This window comes from Streptococcus infantis (genome assembly GCF_018499575.1).
Taxonomy (GTDB): domain Bacteria; phylum Bacillota; class Bacilli; order Lactobacillales; family Streptococcaceae; genus Streptococcus; species Streptococcus infantis_K.
The window spans coordinates 284,036-299,828 of the sequence record NZ_JAHDAP010000002.1 but is presented as its reverse complement, the minus strand read 5'-3'; the positions used below and the strand labels follow the sequence as shown (position 1 = coordinate 299,828).

13 protein-coding genes are annotated in these 15,793 nt (G+C 37.6%); all 13 read right to left on the bottom strand.

Annotation, left to right across the window (positions count from 1 at the left end; genetic code table 11):
- Positions 1-4 precede the first annotated feature (4 nt).
- On the bottom strand, positions 5-970 hold the full coding sequence (locus KJR31_RS07455) for a glycosyltransferase family 2 protein (protein WP_214262765.1): 966 nt from the start codon (positions 968-970) through the stop codon (positions 5-7).
- 5 nt (positions 971-975) lie between these two features.
- The gene (gene wecB, locus KJR31_RS07450; protein WP_214262764.1) at positions 976-2,064 is read right to left on the bottom strand and encodes a non-hydrolyzing UDP-N-acetylglucosamine 2-epimerase; all 1,089 of its coding nucleotides are present in this window, start codon (positions 2,062-2,064) and stop codon (positions 976-978) included.
- Positions 2,061-3,146 carry a glycosyltransferase family 4 protein gene (locus KJR31_RS07445; protein ID WP_214262763.1) on the bottom strand — a complete coding sequence of 362 codons (1,086 nt, stop codon included), beginning with the start codon at positions 3,144-3,146 and terminating at the stop codon, positions 2,061-2,063. The genes wecB and KJR31_RS07445 overlap by 4 nt, the downstream gene beginning before the upstream one ends.
- Positions 3,121-3,843: a WecB/TagA/CpsF family glycosyltransferase gene (locus KJR31_RS07440; protein ID WP_214262789.1), complete on the bottom strand. Its 723-nt coding sequence runs from the start codon at positions 3,841-3,843 to the stop codon at positions 3,121-3,123. The genes KJR31_RS07445 and KJR31_RS07440 overlap by 26 nt, the downstream gene beginning before the upstream one ends.
- Before the next feature lie 19 nt (positions 3,844-3,862).
- Positions 3,863-4,648, bottom strand: a complete 786-nt coding sequence (locus KJR31_RS07435; RefSeq protein ID WP_214262790.1) for a LicD family protein — start codon at positions 4,646-4,648, stop codon at positions 3,863-3,865.
- A gap of 4 nt (positions 4,649-4,652) precedes the next feature.
- Complete coding sequence (locus KJR31_RS07430; RefSeq protein ID WP_195184123.1) at positions 4,653-6,023, bottom strand: sugar transferase; 1,371 nt, start codon at positions 6,021-6,023, stop codon at positions 4,653-4,655.
- A gap of 22 nt (positions 6,024-6,045) precedes the next feature.
- Positions 6,046-6,738 (bottom strand): tyrosine-protein kinase, encoded by a 693-nt coding sequence (locus KJR31_RS07425; RefSeq protein ID WP_024056818.1) that lies wholly within the window; start codon positions 6,736-6,738, stop codon positions 6,046-6,048.
- A gap of 10 nt (positions 6,739-6,748) precedes the next feature.
- On the bottom strand, positions 6,749-7,441 hold the full coding sequence (locus KJR31_RS07420) for a capsular polysaccharide biosynthesis protein (protein WP_214262762.1): 693 nt from the start codon (positions 7,439-7,441) through the stop codon (positions 6,749-6,751).
- 8 nt (positions 7,442-7,449) lie between these two features.
- Positions 7,450-8,181 carry a capsular polysaccharide biosynthesis protein Cps4B gene (cps4B, locus tag KJR31_RS07415; RefSeq protein WP_214262761.1) on the bottom strand — a complete coding sequence of 244 codons (732 nt, stop codon included), beginning with the start codon at positions 8,179-8,181 and terminating at the stop codon, positions 7,450-7,452.
- 1 nt (position 8,182) lies between these two features.
- A complete protein-coding gene (locus KJR31_RS07410; RefSeq protein ID WP_214262760.1) occupies positions 8,183-9,631 on the bottom strand; it encodes an LCP family protein in 1,449 nt (482 codons plus the stop codon).
- 195 nt (positions 9,632-9,826) lie between these two features.
- Entirely contained in the window at positions 9,827-11,785 is a 1,959-nt protein-coding gene (locus KJR31_RS07405; protein WP_214262759.1) for a peptide ABC transporter substrate-binding protein, read from the bottom strand.
- A 160-nt stretch (positions 11,786-11,945) separates the two neighbouring features.
- Complete coding sequence (locus KJR31_RS07400; protein ID WP_214262758.1) at positions 11,946-13,913, bottom strand: peptide ABC transporter substrate-binding protein; 1,968 nt, start codon at positions 13,911-13,913, stop codon at positions 11,946-11,948.
- A 167-nt stretch (positions 13,914-14,080) separates the two neighbouring features.
- Complete coding sequence (locus KJR31_RS07395; RefSeq protein ID WP_214262757.1) at positions 14,081-15,691, bottom strand: glycoside hydrolase family 13 protein; 1,611 nt, start codon at positions 15,689-15,691, stop codon at positions 14,081-14,083.
- Between the last annotated feature and the right edge of the window lie 102 nt (positions 15,692-15,793).

Genomic DNA, 15,793 nt, shown 5'->3' with positions numbered 1-15,793 from the left:
TTACCTAACTCATCTTCTCTCTAATTTTTTCATACAGTTTTGGAGAAACCAAAAGCATCAAGTATTTCACTTTATTTTTCCTTGTAACATTTGAATTCAGAATAACATCTTTGAAATATTGAATGTATTCTTTTCTAATTTTATTAACTTCAGCATACATATCTGAACTAAGCATAGCATGTATAATATGCAGACCATTAAAAACATAGCGAACATTTAAAGCCCTTCTCATTTCCTGATCATTAGGATAGTCTCGTTCGATATAGCTTCTATTCCATTCCATTGCCTTGTAAAAATCTAAGAGACGATCACTATACTTAGAATTTACAATACTTCCTGGTCTTCGATAGTATTTATAAAGATTTAGAGCACTAACAGCAATATTTTCACAGGAAGCAATATGCTCATAAGCAAGAGATAAATCTTCATACAACATCCCATTAGGATATGGAAACCTTAATAAGATTTCTTTCTTATATAGTTTACCACCTGAATGTGTCCCAACATAATTTCCATAAAACATTTGTTCTAAAGCTGTTCGACGATCTAATTTTCCAGAATATTTCTCTCTGAAATCTCCTAGGAAATCACTATTTTCATAGTTTCTAACTTCAATCACTGGAGTTGCTACAAGATCAACTCTATACTTATCTCTAAGTTTTACTAAATATTCAATGGCTCTATGGTCATAATAATCGTCTGAATCAATGAAAACAATCCAATCTGTTGAAGATTCTTTTACCCCAGTATTGCGGGCATTGGACAATCCCCCATTTTCAATATGCAGAACTTTTATTCTGTCATCTTCTCGAGCATATTGGTCACAAATTTCTCCTGAAGAATCTGTAGAACCATCGTCTACCAGTATAATTTCTATATTTTTATAGGTCTGTTGTCTTAGACTGTCCACACAATAGCTTAAGCAATCTTCGACATTGTATACTGGTACAATAATAGAAACCTTATCCATTATCCCTATCCTTCCAAAATAATATCGACGATTCTTTCACAAGCTTTTCCATCTCCGTATGGGTTGCTAGCCTTACTCATCTTGTTATATTCTGTTTGGTTTTCTAAAAGTAGTTTAAAATTCGTATAAATATTTTCTTCATCCGTACCCACTAATTTTAATGTTCCAGCAGCAATCCCCTCCGGACGCTCTGTTGTATCTCGCATGACTAAAACAGGCTTCCCTAAGGATGGAGCCTCTTCCTGCACACCACCAGAATCTGTTAAAATCATGTAGCTTTGGTTCATAAAATTATGGAAATCAATAACTTCTAAAGGTTCAATGATCTTCATGCGTTCACTATCCCCAAAGACTTTACTTGCCAACTCACGAACTTTTGGGTTCTTATGAATTGGATAAACAACCTTAACATCTTCAAATTCATTTAAAATACGATTGACAGCATTAAACATATTTTCCATTGGTTGCCCAAGGTTTTCACGTCTGTGAGCTGTCAGCATAATCAATTTGCTACCCTTGGCCCATTCTAAAATTGGATGGTCATAGTCCTCTTGAACAGTTGTATTCAAAGCATCAATAACGGTATTCCCGGTTACAAAGATATTCTTTCTTCCTTCTTTTAAAAGATTTTCTTTGGCAACTTCAGTCGGTGCAAAATGGTAATCTGCTATAATTGAAGTCGTTTGACGGTTAAACTCCTCAGGGAATGGACTTTGAAGATTGTATGTTCGCAACCCTGCTTCCACGTGACCAACTTTTATTCCCATATAAAAGGCAGCTAAGGCTGTGGCAAATGTTGTACTGGTATCCCCATGGACCAGAACAATATCAGGATTTTCTTGTTCAAGTACAGCTTGGATCTTATCTAGAATACTAGTCGTAATTGTAAAGAGAGTTTGATTGGCCTTCATAATCCCCAAATCATAATCAGGAACGACCTTAAAGACATCCAAAACTTGCTCCAGCATTTCCTTATGTTGTCCAGTTACACAGACAATAGTCTTGATTGAATCATTTTCCTTCAACTCATTTACTAACGGACACATTTTTATTGCTTCTGGACGTGTCCCAAAAACCAACATTACTTTTTTCATTTTGGTTCTCCCTTTAGTTCTCTATACAATTTCCTATAGTTATCCAAAAATAAAGGATAACTATATTTATTTTCATAGTCTTTTTTTGCTTGGCTAGCAAGTTCCTGTCTTAATGTTGCGTCTGTAGCTAATTTATCAATAGCAGATGCCAGAGCAGCAGGGTCTTTTGCTGGAACTAGAATCCCATTTTTATTTGTTACAATTTCGTTAATACCTGGAATATCTGAAGCTACCATGGTTTTAGCATTCATAAAGGCTTCAATTACATTTAAAGCCAACCCCTCAAATAGAGACGATGAGACTAAAAAATCAAAACTATTGATACATTCGACGATATCCTTGCGATATCCTAAAAAAGTTACAGAATCTTGAAGATGTAGCTCTTTAACCTTATTCTCAAGTTCATTTCTAAGCTCACCATCACCAACAATAAACAACCGAATATCCTTAACAGTCAATAAAGACATAGCATCAAGGAGATAAGTCAAGCCTTTTTGCTCAGATAACCTAGCAATACAGCCAAGTTTAATCCCACCATAACTGATAATCTCATCGACCTGGTCATCCGTTTCTTTTAAAACGACTCCATTATAAATAACCCTGCTATCAGTAATACCTACGTCTTCTTTTAGGTTTTTATTTACTGCCTCACCTACTGCTACACTTTTAGCGTTTTTTAAAGCAAATTTATATAGAGGCAGTTTATCTTTAAAGACATTATGGGCTGTATAAACGTGTATCAATTTGGGATGAACGAATTTTAATAAACGGATATAAAAAGCAGCCATACGATGGTGAGTGTGGACTATAGAAATATCATTCTCTTTGATTATTTGACGGATGCTAGTTAAAAGCTTTAATACTGTCAGAGGATTTTTACTATCGATATCAAGAATTTTATGGTGTTGAATGCCTTTGGCAGCAAGTTCGCTCTCCCATAGTCCACCCGTAGACGCCACATGAACACTATCAAACTCTTCTTTCAGGTCCGTGCTCAACTGGTAAACAATACGCTCTGCACCACCAATATCCATGGTACGTGAAATATGTAAAATATTATTTTTTCGATTTTCGTTTTTCATCTAAAACTCGCTTAATAAAAGTAGCATTCCCTACAAAATAACGTTTAAAGAGACGTCTAGGCTCATTTGCCACTCGGAACAGCCACTCGAGATGCGCATTTTGCATCCATAAAGGAGCTCGTTTAATATGGCCAGATAAAACGTCAAAACTACCTCCAACTCCCATAAAGACTGAATTAACACCTTGATCCATGAATTTTTGAATGATGTATTCTTTCTTGGGAGAGGTAATCCCAACAAAAACAAAATCTGGATTTTTCTCTCGAATGTCTTCTTGAATGCCATATTCATCTTCTTCAGAAAAATAACCATTACGATGTCCAAGAACTCGTAAATTTGGATAATCTTTCTTAAAAATTTCTAGCATGTCTATTAAAACTTCTTCCTTGGCACCAAAAAAATAAACTGAATAAGACTTTTCATCGGCTAAAAGGAGTAATCTTTGCATCAAATCAATCCCAGCGACTCTCTCAGGAACTTGATAACCCAAAAAACGGGAAGCAAGAACAACCGAGGCTCCATCTGCGTTAATAATTTCAGAATCATTCACTATCTTTTTAATCGATTCATCTGTTTGACATTGATTTATTTTGTCCGCATTCACTCCCATTAAGTGGAGTGGACGTTGATCAATAACAAATTTTTCAACAGCTTGGACAGTTTCGTCCATTGTTAAGGGGTCAATTCTGACCCCCATTAATTCAAAACTATTCAATTTAATCTCCCCACGTAGACTCAAAATGGCCCTTACGCTCAGCTTCTTTTGGTAGTTGCATGTAGTCACCATATATTTTTGTCAAATATTCATCGGGATTTGCATGACAACTAATTTTTAAGTTTTCGAACTCTAGTAATTGCGGTTCCCCGAACACTTCTTTTCTTGCGAGTTCTCGTTCACGGTAGGAACCCAAGACATTTCCAACCATGGTACTAGTCTCGTAATCATATTGTTTAATGATACTTTGTAATTTTTTATTAATTTTTGAAGTGTTTAAGAGTTTATTTAGTTTTAAGGCTTTTGAAACTTTCACAATCGCATTTTCGAACGAGCCTCTATCTCTCTCATGTAAACGATCGATAACAGAAATTTTAGACAAAGCACGATAGAATTTTATTTTATTCGTATGCAACCAGTAATGGATTCCATCTTCTGGATAACCATCTAAAGGAAAGATATCAATAAAAGGACTACACCATTCATTACCAAATTGAATTTGGATTGAAGTATCCATAATCGAAGTATTACCTAGATTATCATCGTGAAGTCTTAAAATAACACTTTCAGGAAGCTCTTGTTCACAAATTGTTAAGAATTTTTCATAATCTTTTCTAGGCATTCCTAAATCCATATCATCATCCCATGGGATAAATCCTTTATGACGAATGGCACCGAGTAATGTCCCACCCAAGGCGTAATAACGCAAATCATGTCTTTTACAAAGATCGATATAACTTTCTAAAAGTGTTAACTCTCCTAATTGAATTTCTCTCACTTTATTCATAGAATCATTTCGCTCCATCTCTCATCAACACTACTTTTACTGTTTTTAATAAAATTTCGAAGTCTTTCCAAATTGTCCAATCATCGATATAAGCTACATCTAGTTTGACAACATCGTCAAAGTTGGTAATTCCACTTCTACCACTAATTTGCCATAGCCCAGTAATGCCTGGTTTAAAACTCAATCGGCGTTTTTGTTCAGGTGTGTATTTTTCGTATTCATCAACCGTTGGAGGGCGAGTCCCTACTAAGCTCATGTCCCCAATCAGTACGTTCCAAAACTGTGGCAACTCGTCAATACTAGTTTTACGTATAAAGCGTCCAATTTCTGTAACTCGAGGATCATTATCCATTTTAAACATACCACCTTGCATGGTATTTTGATCCATCAATTGTTGCTTGATTTCTTCCGCATCTACCCTCATAGATCGGAACTTATAAAAAGTGAAATAGCGACCATTTTTACCGACTCGGGTTTGAGAAAAGATTGCTGGTCCACCATCTTTTCGAATCATTGGAACAAGGACTATACTTACAAGTCCACAAATGATTAGCCCAACAATTGCTCCTAAAATATCAATGATTCGTTTGGCAATAATATGACTCGGTTTATATAAGTTTGTAGAAAAAGTTACTACATTTAAACCAGCCATCTCATGAATTTGCTTATTTCTACCTAAATTTTTATCAAAGGCATTTAGATTGACTGTAACATCAATTCCCATTGTTTCAAATTGTGAAATAATGCTACCGATATCATAATCCTCACTAGGTAGGTTTACAAATACTTCGTCTACTACCTCATGAGTTGCATAATTAATGAGGTTTTCTCGAGGAATAACCGTTACTTTACTGTGTTTAAAATCCGGTTTATCTAGTACACTTACAGCAACAAGTTTTCCGCCAACATCACTTGCAGTCAACAAGCGGTCTATCACTTTCTCAATTCGAGATGTCGCAGTAATCAAAATGATTTTACGACTTCCCTTTAAATTATGGTTAAAATGGACCCAATATTTTTTGATAACAAAACTCAGAAAATAATTAAACACTCCGTACAAAGACAGGAAGTAAATCATACCCCTTCTAGAAATCACAAATTGATTTTTCAGAAAAAAACTAGAAAAACTAATCAGCAATGCAAAAAAGATGATGTATTTTACTATTTCTATCAATTCGGCGGATTGACTACGTTTAAAAAAATCCTTACCGTAGCCACTGATATAGAAGGCTGCAAAATGAAGAAAATACAGAACAAAAACCGTTTTTGCAACAATTTCTGTTTCAGATACAGAGATTAGTATATAAGCTAATATACTGACCAGTATACTCTGTATAAACGCTAGAGTTACGTTGTAGAAACCCCTTCCTTCCATTTTTTTCTCCCTTATTACCTACTTATTTCTTTCCGTAGGAACCGTAGTTCCCATATGATCCGTAAGAACCATATTTTTCAAGCTGAATATTAAATTTATTCAGAATAACTCCTAAGAATGGTGTTCCTGTTTGCTCTAACTGATCTTTCGCTTTTTGAACTTCTCTCCGTTTTGTTGCAGAAGCTTCAGTCACCAGGATAGAGGCATCACATTTTTGTACGATAATCGCTGCATCAATGACAACTCCTATAGGGGCTGTATCTACAATGATATAGTCAAAATATTTGCGTAAAGTCTCAATCATCGCTTCAAATTTTTCACTTTGAAGAAGAGCAGTTGGGTTTGGTGAGACAGCACCTGATTGAATGACAAACAAGTTTTCTACGTTTGTTTCACACAAACCATGAGATAGATCTTTGGTTCCTGATAAGTAGTCTGTCAAACCTGTAATTTTTTCTCGAGACTTAAAGACACCTGACATAACTGAATTACGAATATCGGCATCAATAAGGAGCGTCTTGTAGCCTGCACGCGCGAAAGCCCAAGCTATATTGGTTGAAGTGGTCGACTTCCCTTCTCCAGGTCTAACCGACGAAAGGGCAATCACTTTGAGGCCATCTCCACTCAACTGGATATTGGTCCGTAGTGCGTTATAATACTCCTCAGCTTTTTTTACAGAGTGTAATCGTTGTTCTGATAATTCTAACTTTGCCATATTTCCCTCTTTATTTTAATTTCTCAAGATTTGGAATAACACCTAAAAGTGAGATGTGCATCACTTCTTCGATATCTTCTGGACGCTTCACTCGATCATCCAACAATTCAACTAAAAGCACGATAACCGTGACGAATCCTACACCTGCTATAGTGGCCATCATTGTATTGCGACGAATGTTTGGTGAAGATGGCGATGTCGCTGGTCTTGCTTCCTCAAGTGTGGTTACATCCGACACTCGTGTTACAGAAATGATTTTCTGAGCAGCTACTTCTCTGAGTGCATTAGCGATACGACTCGCTTCCTCAGGTTTACTATCTCGAACTGAGATGGATACGATACGCGTATCTGCTGGGACTGTAACTGAAACTTTTTTCCCAAGAGTTTTCGCATCCATCGTTAAGTTTTGATCAGCCACTACTTTTTCAAGAACATCCTGCGAGAGAATAATCTCACGGTAGTCTTTTACCAGGTAAGCACCTGCCTGTAAGTCTTGGTTTGTCAAACCTGGCTTATCTGCTTGGTTACGATTGACAACGTAGATGCGGGTAGTACTGGTGTACTGAGGTTTGATCACAAACGAGCTATAAGCAAAAGCTACTAGGCCTGCTATTATTGCAGTTAAGACGATGAGGAATTTACGTTTCCAAAGCACTTTTACCAATTGAAATACATCAATTTCAAATTTTTCTTGTTCTTTCATCATTTCTCCTAAATTAGTTGGTCATTTATAATGTTTGATGGGTTTGTTTCAAACAGTTCACGAGCTTTTTCTGCTCCGTATTTTTTAGCAATGAGTTCATAAGCTTCTCTCATATACGGTGGGCGATTCTCTAAATTGTGCATATCGCTAGCTACTACATGGACTAAGTCCTTGTCCAAGAAATACCTTGCACGCTTTTTCATAAACTTGTAGGTATCTCCGAAAAGTCGCGGTTTTAAGACACTCGAACTATTAATCTGCATATAGCAGCCCATATTGATGAGCTCTCTTACTTTTTTCTCATCGTTTTCCAATGTGTGGTAGCGTTCAATATGAGCAACTACTGGTGTAATCCCTAACATGAGAACTTTGGTCAAGGCGCTATGAATATCTCTGTAGGGTGTATTCATGCTAAACTCGATCAAAGCATAACGACTTCCATTGAGTTTTGGGATGATGTTTTGTTCAAGTTTTTCTAAAACATCACTAGAAAAGTAAATCTCAGCTCCGTACACGATATTCAAATCCGGTGCAATTTCTTGAGCCAACTGTTTGACTTCGCTAAAATTAGCTGCAATTTTGTCTTCTGGTGTTTCAAACATCCCTTTTCTACGATGAGAGGTCGAAACAATAGTACGTACACCTTGTGCGTAAGCTTCCTCAAGGAGGGCCTTGCTCTCAGCTTTATTTTTAGGTCCATCGTCAACATCGAAAACAATATGTGAATGAATATCAATCATCTTAGTTTCCTTCCATGGTATCTTTAATGGCCGTTTTAACAGCTTCCAAGCTTGTTGGGTCGATTTCTAACATGTAAAGATTGCTATCTGGCATAGCGTAAGACGGAAGATCCATACGACCAGTCCCTTTCAAATCTTGATTGGTTACTGTATATTTCCCTCCGCTTGCCAACTGAGTATTAACAAGACTTACCATTGTTTCTGGTGGCATATTAGTCTGAATCGAATCCTGCAAGCTTTGAATAATGCTGTCATAGTTTTTCAGAGATTCCGCTGAAGTCAATTTCTGGATAATAGCCGCAATGACTTTTTGTTGGTTACGACCGCGATCACCGTCACCATTAGCAAGCGAATAGCGTTCACGAACAAATCCCAAAGCTTGCTCAGAATCTAAATGAACATTGCCAACTGGGAAATGGTATTGTCCGTGACGCGATGTGAACTCTTGGTCGTTATAGACATCCACGCCTCCGAGAAGGTCAATCAATTTCAAGAAAGAAGTGAAATTGAGACGGGCATAGTAGTTCAAGTCGATACCATAAAGATTTTCTAAGGTATGAATAGAAGCATCTACACCATAGATACCTGCATGCGTCAACTTATCGTTTTGGTTGTTTCCGCCATCAGCAATAGGGACATAAGCATCTCGAGGAGTCGTCGTCAAGAGAATCTTCTTAGTATCTTGATTCACTGTCATGATGATATTGACATCTGAACGAGAAACAGAACTGATAGGACCATAGGTGTCAATACCACTGATGTAGACATTGAAAGAATTTCCTGTAGCTACCTTAGGCGCTTCCACTTTTTTAGTCAAGTCCTTTGTATAGATTTTCTTGATCTTCTTAGCGTAGTCAGGGTATTCCTGCTCAATCAGATTTTCAAAGACGCTGTTTAAGACAATCGCTTTGGTTTCTCCGTCTAACAAACTCTTATAGGCCGCTAGGTAAGAAGAAGCTTTCTCGACTGCCAATTCCTTGCTTTGAGTTGTTTTAATATCATCTATCAATTTTTGTATATTCTCTGCATCTGTTCCTGTTGGAGCAGTTACACTGGAAAGCTGAGAAACATTATTGATTTCACTGTCTGCTAGCACCGCCACACTCATAGTGTAGCTTGAATAATTTGACGTTGCATTAAATTGATTGGCAATACCGATAAAGCGATTTACAGCTACCAAAGCTAGAGAGCTAAATAAGACCGATAGCAATAGCACTATCAAGGTAAAAATTTTGGCTTTTCGCTTGACTATCAGCAACAGAGACAATAAAGCGATAAGAACTAAAACAGCTGCCAAGATAACATTAAAATAGCTAACTGCTAAAATCTGATATCTAAAAATCAGAAACAATAAAAAAGAAGCAAGAACAGCATAGATTAGCAGCAAACCTACATTTAAACTCTGCTGAAACTTACTAGATTTACCTTTTTTAATACGCCTATTTTTCATGGAACACCTCTTCAAAACATTTTAATTTAATTATATCATAAATTGCCTCTTAAGGCTATCAATACTAGTCAAGGGAGCGCTTACTTTTTTGAAAGCATTTGCATTTTTTATATTTACTATAGTTTTTGATGCTTTTTATGTTTTCAAAACACAATCAAAATAAAAAATAGAGCTTTTGAAAAGCTCTATTTTTTATTATTTAACGTGACTTTCGAATTCTTTTTGACTCCTTTCGACTGAATTTTTACGTTCTTGTTCCCATTTGGCTTTGGCTTCGTCAAATTGAGCAGTTGTCACCACTTCTGTTTGCAATCTCATATACTTGTAGTTGCTTCCAGTTCCTTTAATACCAACTAATGAGTAAGCACGTGTAAATGGTGTCACGCGTGTCACCGAAGCCCCACCACCATTTGACACAACTGGGATTAGAAGAGAACTATCAATCAACCAAGCTTGTGCATCTGCATAGTTTTCATAGCGCTTAGCAACATCTGTATTTTCTGCATCTGCTGTTTTTAATTTTTGAGTATATTGGTCCAAACCTAGACTAGTAATCTTACCTGCATCTTTGCTTGGATCAAGTCCCAAAATCTTGAGGTAGAATCCGTCCTCAGCGTTGAAAGGATTGAGGTAAGTTGAAGGATCTTGGTAGTCAGCTGACCATCCATCCAAGTTCAAATCATAATCATGATCTGCTGGAGTTGGTGCTTGAACCGTTGCATTTGTATAATCATCCGTAGACAATTGGATAACATCAACCACAACATTTTCAGAACCAAGTGTTGATTCGATTGATTGCTTGATTGAGTTTGTTCCTGCAAGCAAGGTCTTATTAACTTGATCCACTGGCAAGTCCAAATGAATTGGGAAAGTTACACCTTGGTCTTCTAATTCTTTTTTAGCTTCTACGAACTTAGCTTGCGCTTTTTCTTTATTAAAATAACCGTCTTGAGCATCTTCAAGATTCATATTTGACCATTGTGTGCCATAGTTGACCAATTTTGAAGCAACTGTTTCACCAAAAGTCTTGTCACCTACTTGCACGAAAGTTGGTGGCACAAGCGTGTTACGAAGAGTATTTTTAGCCGCTTCTTCACCGTTTGATTGAGCTGAGTATGCTGTACGGTCAATAGCAAAGTTGATGGCCTGACGGAAGTTTTTATTCAAAACTGCAGCTTGAGTTGCCTGTTTTTGATCGTCGCTTGTTTTCGCAGTGTGGTTATAAGCACCACGGTTAACGTTAAAGTTGTAGTACCAAGATGTCGCATCTTGCAAGCTATAGACGATGTTGTCCTTGTATTTTTCCTTGGTCTTCGCAAAGTTCGAACTGTTTGGATAAACACCTGCAGATGAGTAGGCACCACTTTCGAAGTTACGGATTGTCAAGTCTTGGTCTGAACCGTCAAAGTATGCCAATTTTACCTTTTCAATCGTTACTTTTTCTTGATCATAATAATGTGGATTCTTCACATACTCAATAGATGACTTAGATGTAAAATCTCTTAACAAATATGGTCCGCTATAAAGAATGCTATCAGGTTTCAATGTTCCGAAGTCTTTACCTTTAGAAGCTAGGAATTCTTCATTAACTGGGAAGAGGATGCTATTAGTTGTTTTAGAGTTCCAGAATGGTTCTGGACGTGTCAAAGTATATTGGACAGTGTAATCATCTATAGCTTTAACACCAACATTTGAAAAGTCAGTATTAGCACCTGTTACATAATCATCCAAACCCTTGATAGAGTTCTGAATCAAATCTAGAGCTTGTCCCTTGTTGTCAGCAGCGTATTTGATACCAGTTACAAAGTCTTGTGCTTTAAGGGGAGCGTATTCTTCCCCGTCAGCTGTAAACCACTTGGCATCCTGGCGAAGTTTGTAGGTATAAGTTAAACCATCCTTCGAAACACTCCAATCTTCTGCAAGAGCAGGAATGAGATTCCCATAATTGTCATTTTCAAGCAAACCATCTACTAAGTTGGTAATCACACTAGTATTGTCACCAGAATAATCCAAAAGGTAGTTGAAGGTTGTTGGATCTGCACCAAATGTTGACGAGTAGGTTTTAGCATCTGTTGCGGATTTCCCACATGCAGTCAATAAGACCGCAGCAGCAAGTGTCAACCCCGCTCCAATCAATCGTTTTTTGAGTTTCATGATTCAACTTCTCCTTATATGTTAGGTTTTATAACATAAGATGATTTTATCAAATTTTATCCTAAAAGTAAAGTTATTTAATTTTTTGCTACCCGTCACTAAGATGAAAAAAAGAAAGAAACCCAGCATAAAAACTGGATTTCTTTCAGTATTGTACAGATTATTTAACGTGATTTGCCAGCTCTTTTTGGTATTTGGCATTTGTTTCGATTTTTTCTTTTTGCCATTTCTTGAGAGCTTCTTCGTATTCTTTAGCAGTTACAATATCATTTTGCAATTCTAAGCCTTTGAATACAAATGGATCTCCCTTGATACCAACTTGAGAGTAAGCTTTTGTGAATGGCACTGTACGGCTAACTGTCGGAGAACCACCTGAAGAAGCTACAGGGATAAGAAGTGAGCTATCTGATACCCAAGCTTGTGCTTTGGCATATTTTTCATAGCGTTTGTTAAGATCACTTGTTTCTGATGCTGCATCATCCAAGAGTTTCTTATACTCATCAAGTCCAACTTGAGCCATGACTTCTGGATCTTTACCTTTTGTAATACCCAAGTGTTTAAGAGCAGAACCCTTCTTAGCATCTAAGATATTGAGGTAGGTTGCTGGGTCTTGATAGTCTGGTCCCCAACCAGTTCCGTTCAAATCGTAGTCTTTTTGAGAAGGCACTTTGGCTTGAGATGTGATACTCATTTTCTCATTGTCAGTCATTTGAAGTACATCGATAACAACATTTTCACTTCCAAGTGCTGCTTCGACAGACTGTTTGAGAGAGTTGGTTTGTTGCACAGCAATAACATCAGTTTGTTCAACTGGAATATCCAAATGGATTGGGAAGGTTACACCTTTGGCTTGCAATTCTGTTTTTGCTTTTTCAAGGGCGGCCTTTGCTTTTGTTGGATTGTAAAGAGTATCCTTACCATCTGTCAAAGCAACATCTTTCCATTGATCTCCGTATGTTACCAATTGTTCTTGCGCCAATTCACCGAAGGTCTTTTCACCAACCTGAACAAAGTCATAAGGTACAAGACTGGTACGGATAATCTTGTCTGCACCCTCTTCACCATTCATCTGCGCAGAGTATGAATGACGGTCAAGGGCAAAGTTGATTGCCTGGCGGAAGTTTTTATTGAGAAGTGCTTCTTTTGTAGAAGTCTTTTGCGCTTCGTCTGTCTTGGCTGTTTTATTGTAAGACTGACGATTTACGTTGAAGGTAAAGTAATAGCTAGTCGCTTCTTGCGGGCTATAAACAATTTTATCGCCGTATTCTTTCTTAGTTGAATCAAAGCTTGAACTAGTTGGGAAAAGGCGTGCTGTTGTATAGGCCCCTGATGCAAAGCTACGAATCAATGATTCTTGGTCAGAACCATCGTAGAAAGTAAGCTTGACGTGGTCAATCTTAACATTGTCTTTGTCCCAATAATTTGGGTTCTTTTCGTACTCAATGACTGATTTTGAAGTGAAGTTCTTCAAAATATATGGCCCATTATAGAGAATCCCTGAAGGTGCAGCTGCACCATAATCTTTCCCTTGAGAATTTAAGAACTCTTCATTGACTGGGAGCATAGTCGCTGTTGTTACCTTGGAATTCCAGAAGCTTTCTGGTTGGTTCAAGGTGTATTGAACAGTGTAGTCGTCAACTGCTTTGACTCCAACTGTTGAGAAGTCATTTGTTTCACCGCTAACGTACTCTGCCAAACCTTTGATAGAGTCTTGGATAAGTGTTAGGCCATCTGACTTGCCATCAGCAGCATGCTTCAAACCAGTCACAAAGTCTTGAGCCTTGACCTCGGCGTACTCTTCACCTTCAGAAGTATACCATTTGACACCTTTGCGTAGCTTGTAGGTATAGGTCAAACCATCCTGTGAAACCGACCAATCTTCAGCAAGAGATGGAATCAAGTTCCCGTATTTGTCATTTTCCAAGAGTCCGTCGACCAGGTTAGCGATGACGTCTGATGTCGAACTTTTACTAGTTACGCTATAGTCCAATGTTGTTGGATCAATGGCATATACATATGAAAATGTTGTAGGAGCATCTGCTTTTTTCTCAGTCTTGCTACAAGCTGCTAAAAGAAGAGCTGCACTCATCGTTATCCCTGCTACTGCGAGCAACTTTTTCGATTTCATCGGTATTCTCCTTTAAAATACTATTTTTCACCATTATACCCTATTTTTTTATAAAAGCAAGGGTTTTCATGGCATTTTTTAGAAAATTCAAAATAATATTTTTTAAAGAAATTTCTACACTTATTTTAGAAAAAACTCAAGCATCTTAGATACTTGAGTTTTTAGGTTTAATTGTCTAATTCGACACAGAATGCATCCCAAGGGGCTAGTCTTAGTTGTTCGAGTTTTTCTTGAACCTCGGTATTCGCAACTAAGATTGATTTTAGAACTCCATCAAAGTGAAATTCTTGTTCTTGATTTGAGAGGTTAACGACTACTAGGAAACGGCGTTTCCCATCCTTGCGAATATAGGAAAAGATTTTCTCAGCTGTTTCTAATAATTCAAAGTCAGCTTGAACCAACCAGCTGTTTTCTTTGCGAAGTTGGACTAGTTTTTGATAGGTATAAAAGATAGAATCTGGATTTGCTAAAGCCTCTTCTACATTTATCTTCGCATAGTTTGGATTAACTCCCAACCAAGGCTTCACATTTGAAAATCCAGCATAGTCGCTAGCATCCCATTGCATTGGGGTACGGGCATTGTCTCGCCCTACTGTACGAATACTGTCCATAATTTGCTCGAGTGGAACGCCTTGCTCAAGCGCTTCTTTGGCGTAGTTGAGCGACTCAATATCTTCAACTTGCTCCAAGCTTTCAAATGGGAAATTGGTCATACCGATTTCTTCACCTTGATAGATATAGGGTGTTCCTCTCATCAAGTGAAGTAAAATCGCAAAAGCCTTGGCTGACTTCTCATGGTATTGGCCTTCATCGCCCCAGATAGAAACGATTCGTGGAAGGTCGTGGTTATTCCAAAATAGGGAATTCCAGCCCTCTTCAACTCCTAATTCTGTCTGCCATTTGTTGAAAATTTCTTTTAACTTTCCAACATTTAACTCTTTTTGGTACTGCCACTTAGGTTTCCCTTCCCGATACTGAAGACAGATGTGTTCAAACTGGAAGACCATAGACAGCTCTTGACCTTCTGGATTCGAATAACGTTTAGCTTCTTCTGGATTTGCTCCCCAAGTCTCCCCTACTGTCAATAAATCTTTATTGCCAAAGGTCGCCTGATTCATTTCCTTGAGATAGGGATGGAGCATAGGACCATTGTTGACAACTTTCTGGTCAGGAACCTTCCCAATCATGTCAATGACGTCCATACGGAAACCACCGATACCTTTGTCAATCCAGAAGTTTATCATTTCATAAATTTTTCGGCGTAGCTCTTCATTTTCCCAGTTGAGATCAGGCTGTTTCTTACTGAAAAAGTGTAGATAGTATTGACCAGATTTTTCATCATATTCCCAAGCAGATCCACTAAAAGCCGACGTCAAATCATTAGGCTGGTCTCTCCAGATATAGTAGTCACGTTCTGGACTTTGAGGATTTTCACGCGCCTCGATAAACCAAGCATGCTCATCGGATGTATGATTGACAACCAAATCCATAATGATTCGAATATCTCTTTTTTTAGCTTCAGCAATCAGCTCGTCCATGTCTTCCATGGTTCCAAAGATAGAAGCAATGTCTTGATAATTGGCAATATCATAACCATTGTCATCCATAGGGCTATCGTAAACTGGTGAAAGCCAAATTGCTGTAATCCCAAGCTTAGCTAAATAATCTAACTTGCTAGTAATTCCAGGCAAATCACCAATTCCATCCCCATTACTATCCTTAAAACTTTTAGGGTAGACTTGATAGACTACGGCATTGTGCCACCATTTTTCTTGCATCTTTTCACCTCATTATTTTAATAATCTATGGTCTATGATAGCGCTTTTCATAATTTTATGCAAGCGTTTGCTTTATCTTTTTTCTTACTTTTGTGACTCTCT

Excerpts from the sequence above, each read along its gene's own strand:
- KJR31_RS07455 (WP_214262765.1), bottom strand. The coding sequence starts at position 970 with ATGGATAAGGTTTCTATTATTGTACCAGTATACAATGTCGAAGATTGC.
- wecB (WP_214262764.1), bottom strand. The coding sequence starts at position 2,064 with ATGAAAAAAGTAATGTTGGTTTTTGGGACACGTCCAGAAGCAATAAAA.
- KJR31_RS07445 (WP_214262763.1), bottom strand. The coding sequence starts at position 3,146 with ATGAAAAACGAAAATCGAAAAAATAATATTTTACATATTTCACGTACC.
- KJR31_RS07440 (WP_214262789.1), bottom strand. The coding sequence starts at position 3,843 with ATGGGGGTCAGAATTGACCCCTTAACAATGGACGAAACTGTCCAAGCT.
- KJR31_RS07435 (WP_214262790.1), bottom strand. The coding sequence starts at position 4,648 with ATGAATAAAGTGAGAGAAATTCAATTAGGAGAGTTAACACTTTTAGAA.
- KJR31_RS07430 (WP_195184123.1), bottom strand. The coding sequence starts at position 6,023 with ATGGAAGGAAGGGGTTTCTACAACGTAACTCTAGCGTTTATACAGAGT.
- KJR31_RS07425 (WP_024056818.1), bottom strand. The coding sequence starts at position 6,738 with ATGGCAAAGTTAGAATTATCAGAACAACGATTACACTCTGTAAAAAAA.
- KJR31_RS07420 (WP_214262762.1), bottom strand. The coding sequence starts at position 7,441 with ATGAAAGAACAAGAAAAATTTGAAATTGATGTATTTCAATTGGTAAAA.
- cps4B (WP_214262761.1), bottom strand. The coding sequence starts at position 8,181 with ATGATTGATATTCATTCACATATTGTTTTCGATGTTGACGATGGACCT.
- KJR31_RS07410 (WP_214262760.1), bottom strand. The coding sequence starts at position 9,631 with ATGAAAAATAGGCGTATTAAAAAAGGTAAATCTAGTAAGTTTCAGCAG.
- KJR31_RS07405 (WP_214262759.1), bottom strand. The coding sequence starts at position 11,785 with ATGAAACTCAAAAAACGATTGATTGGAGCGGGGTTGACACTTGCTGCT.
- KJR31_RS07400 (WP_214262758.1), bottom strand. The coding sequence starts at position 13,913 with ATGAAATCGAAAAAGTTGCTCGCAGTAGCAGGGATAACGATGAGTGCA.
- KJR31_RS07395 (WP_214262757.1), bottom strand. The coding sequence starts at position 15,691 with ATGCAAGAAAAATGGTGGCACAATGCCGTAGTCTATCAAGTCTACCCT.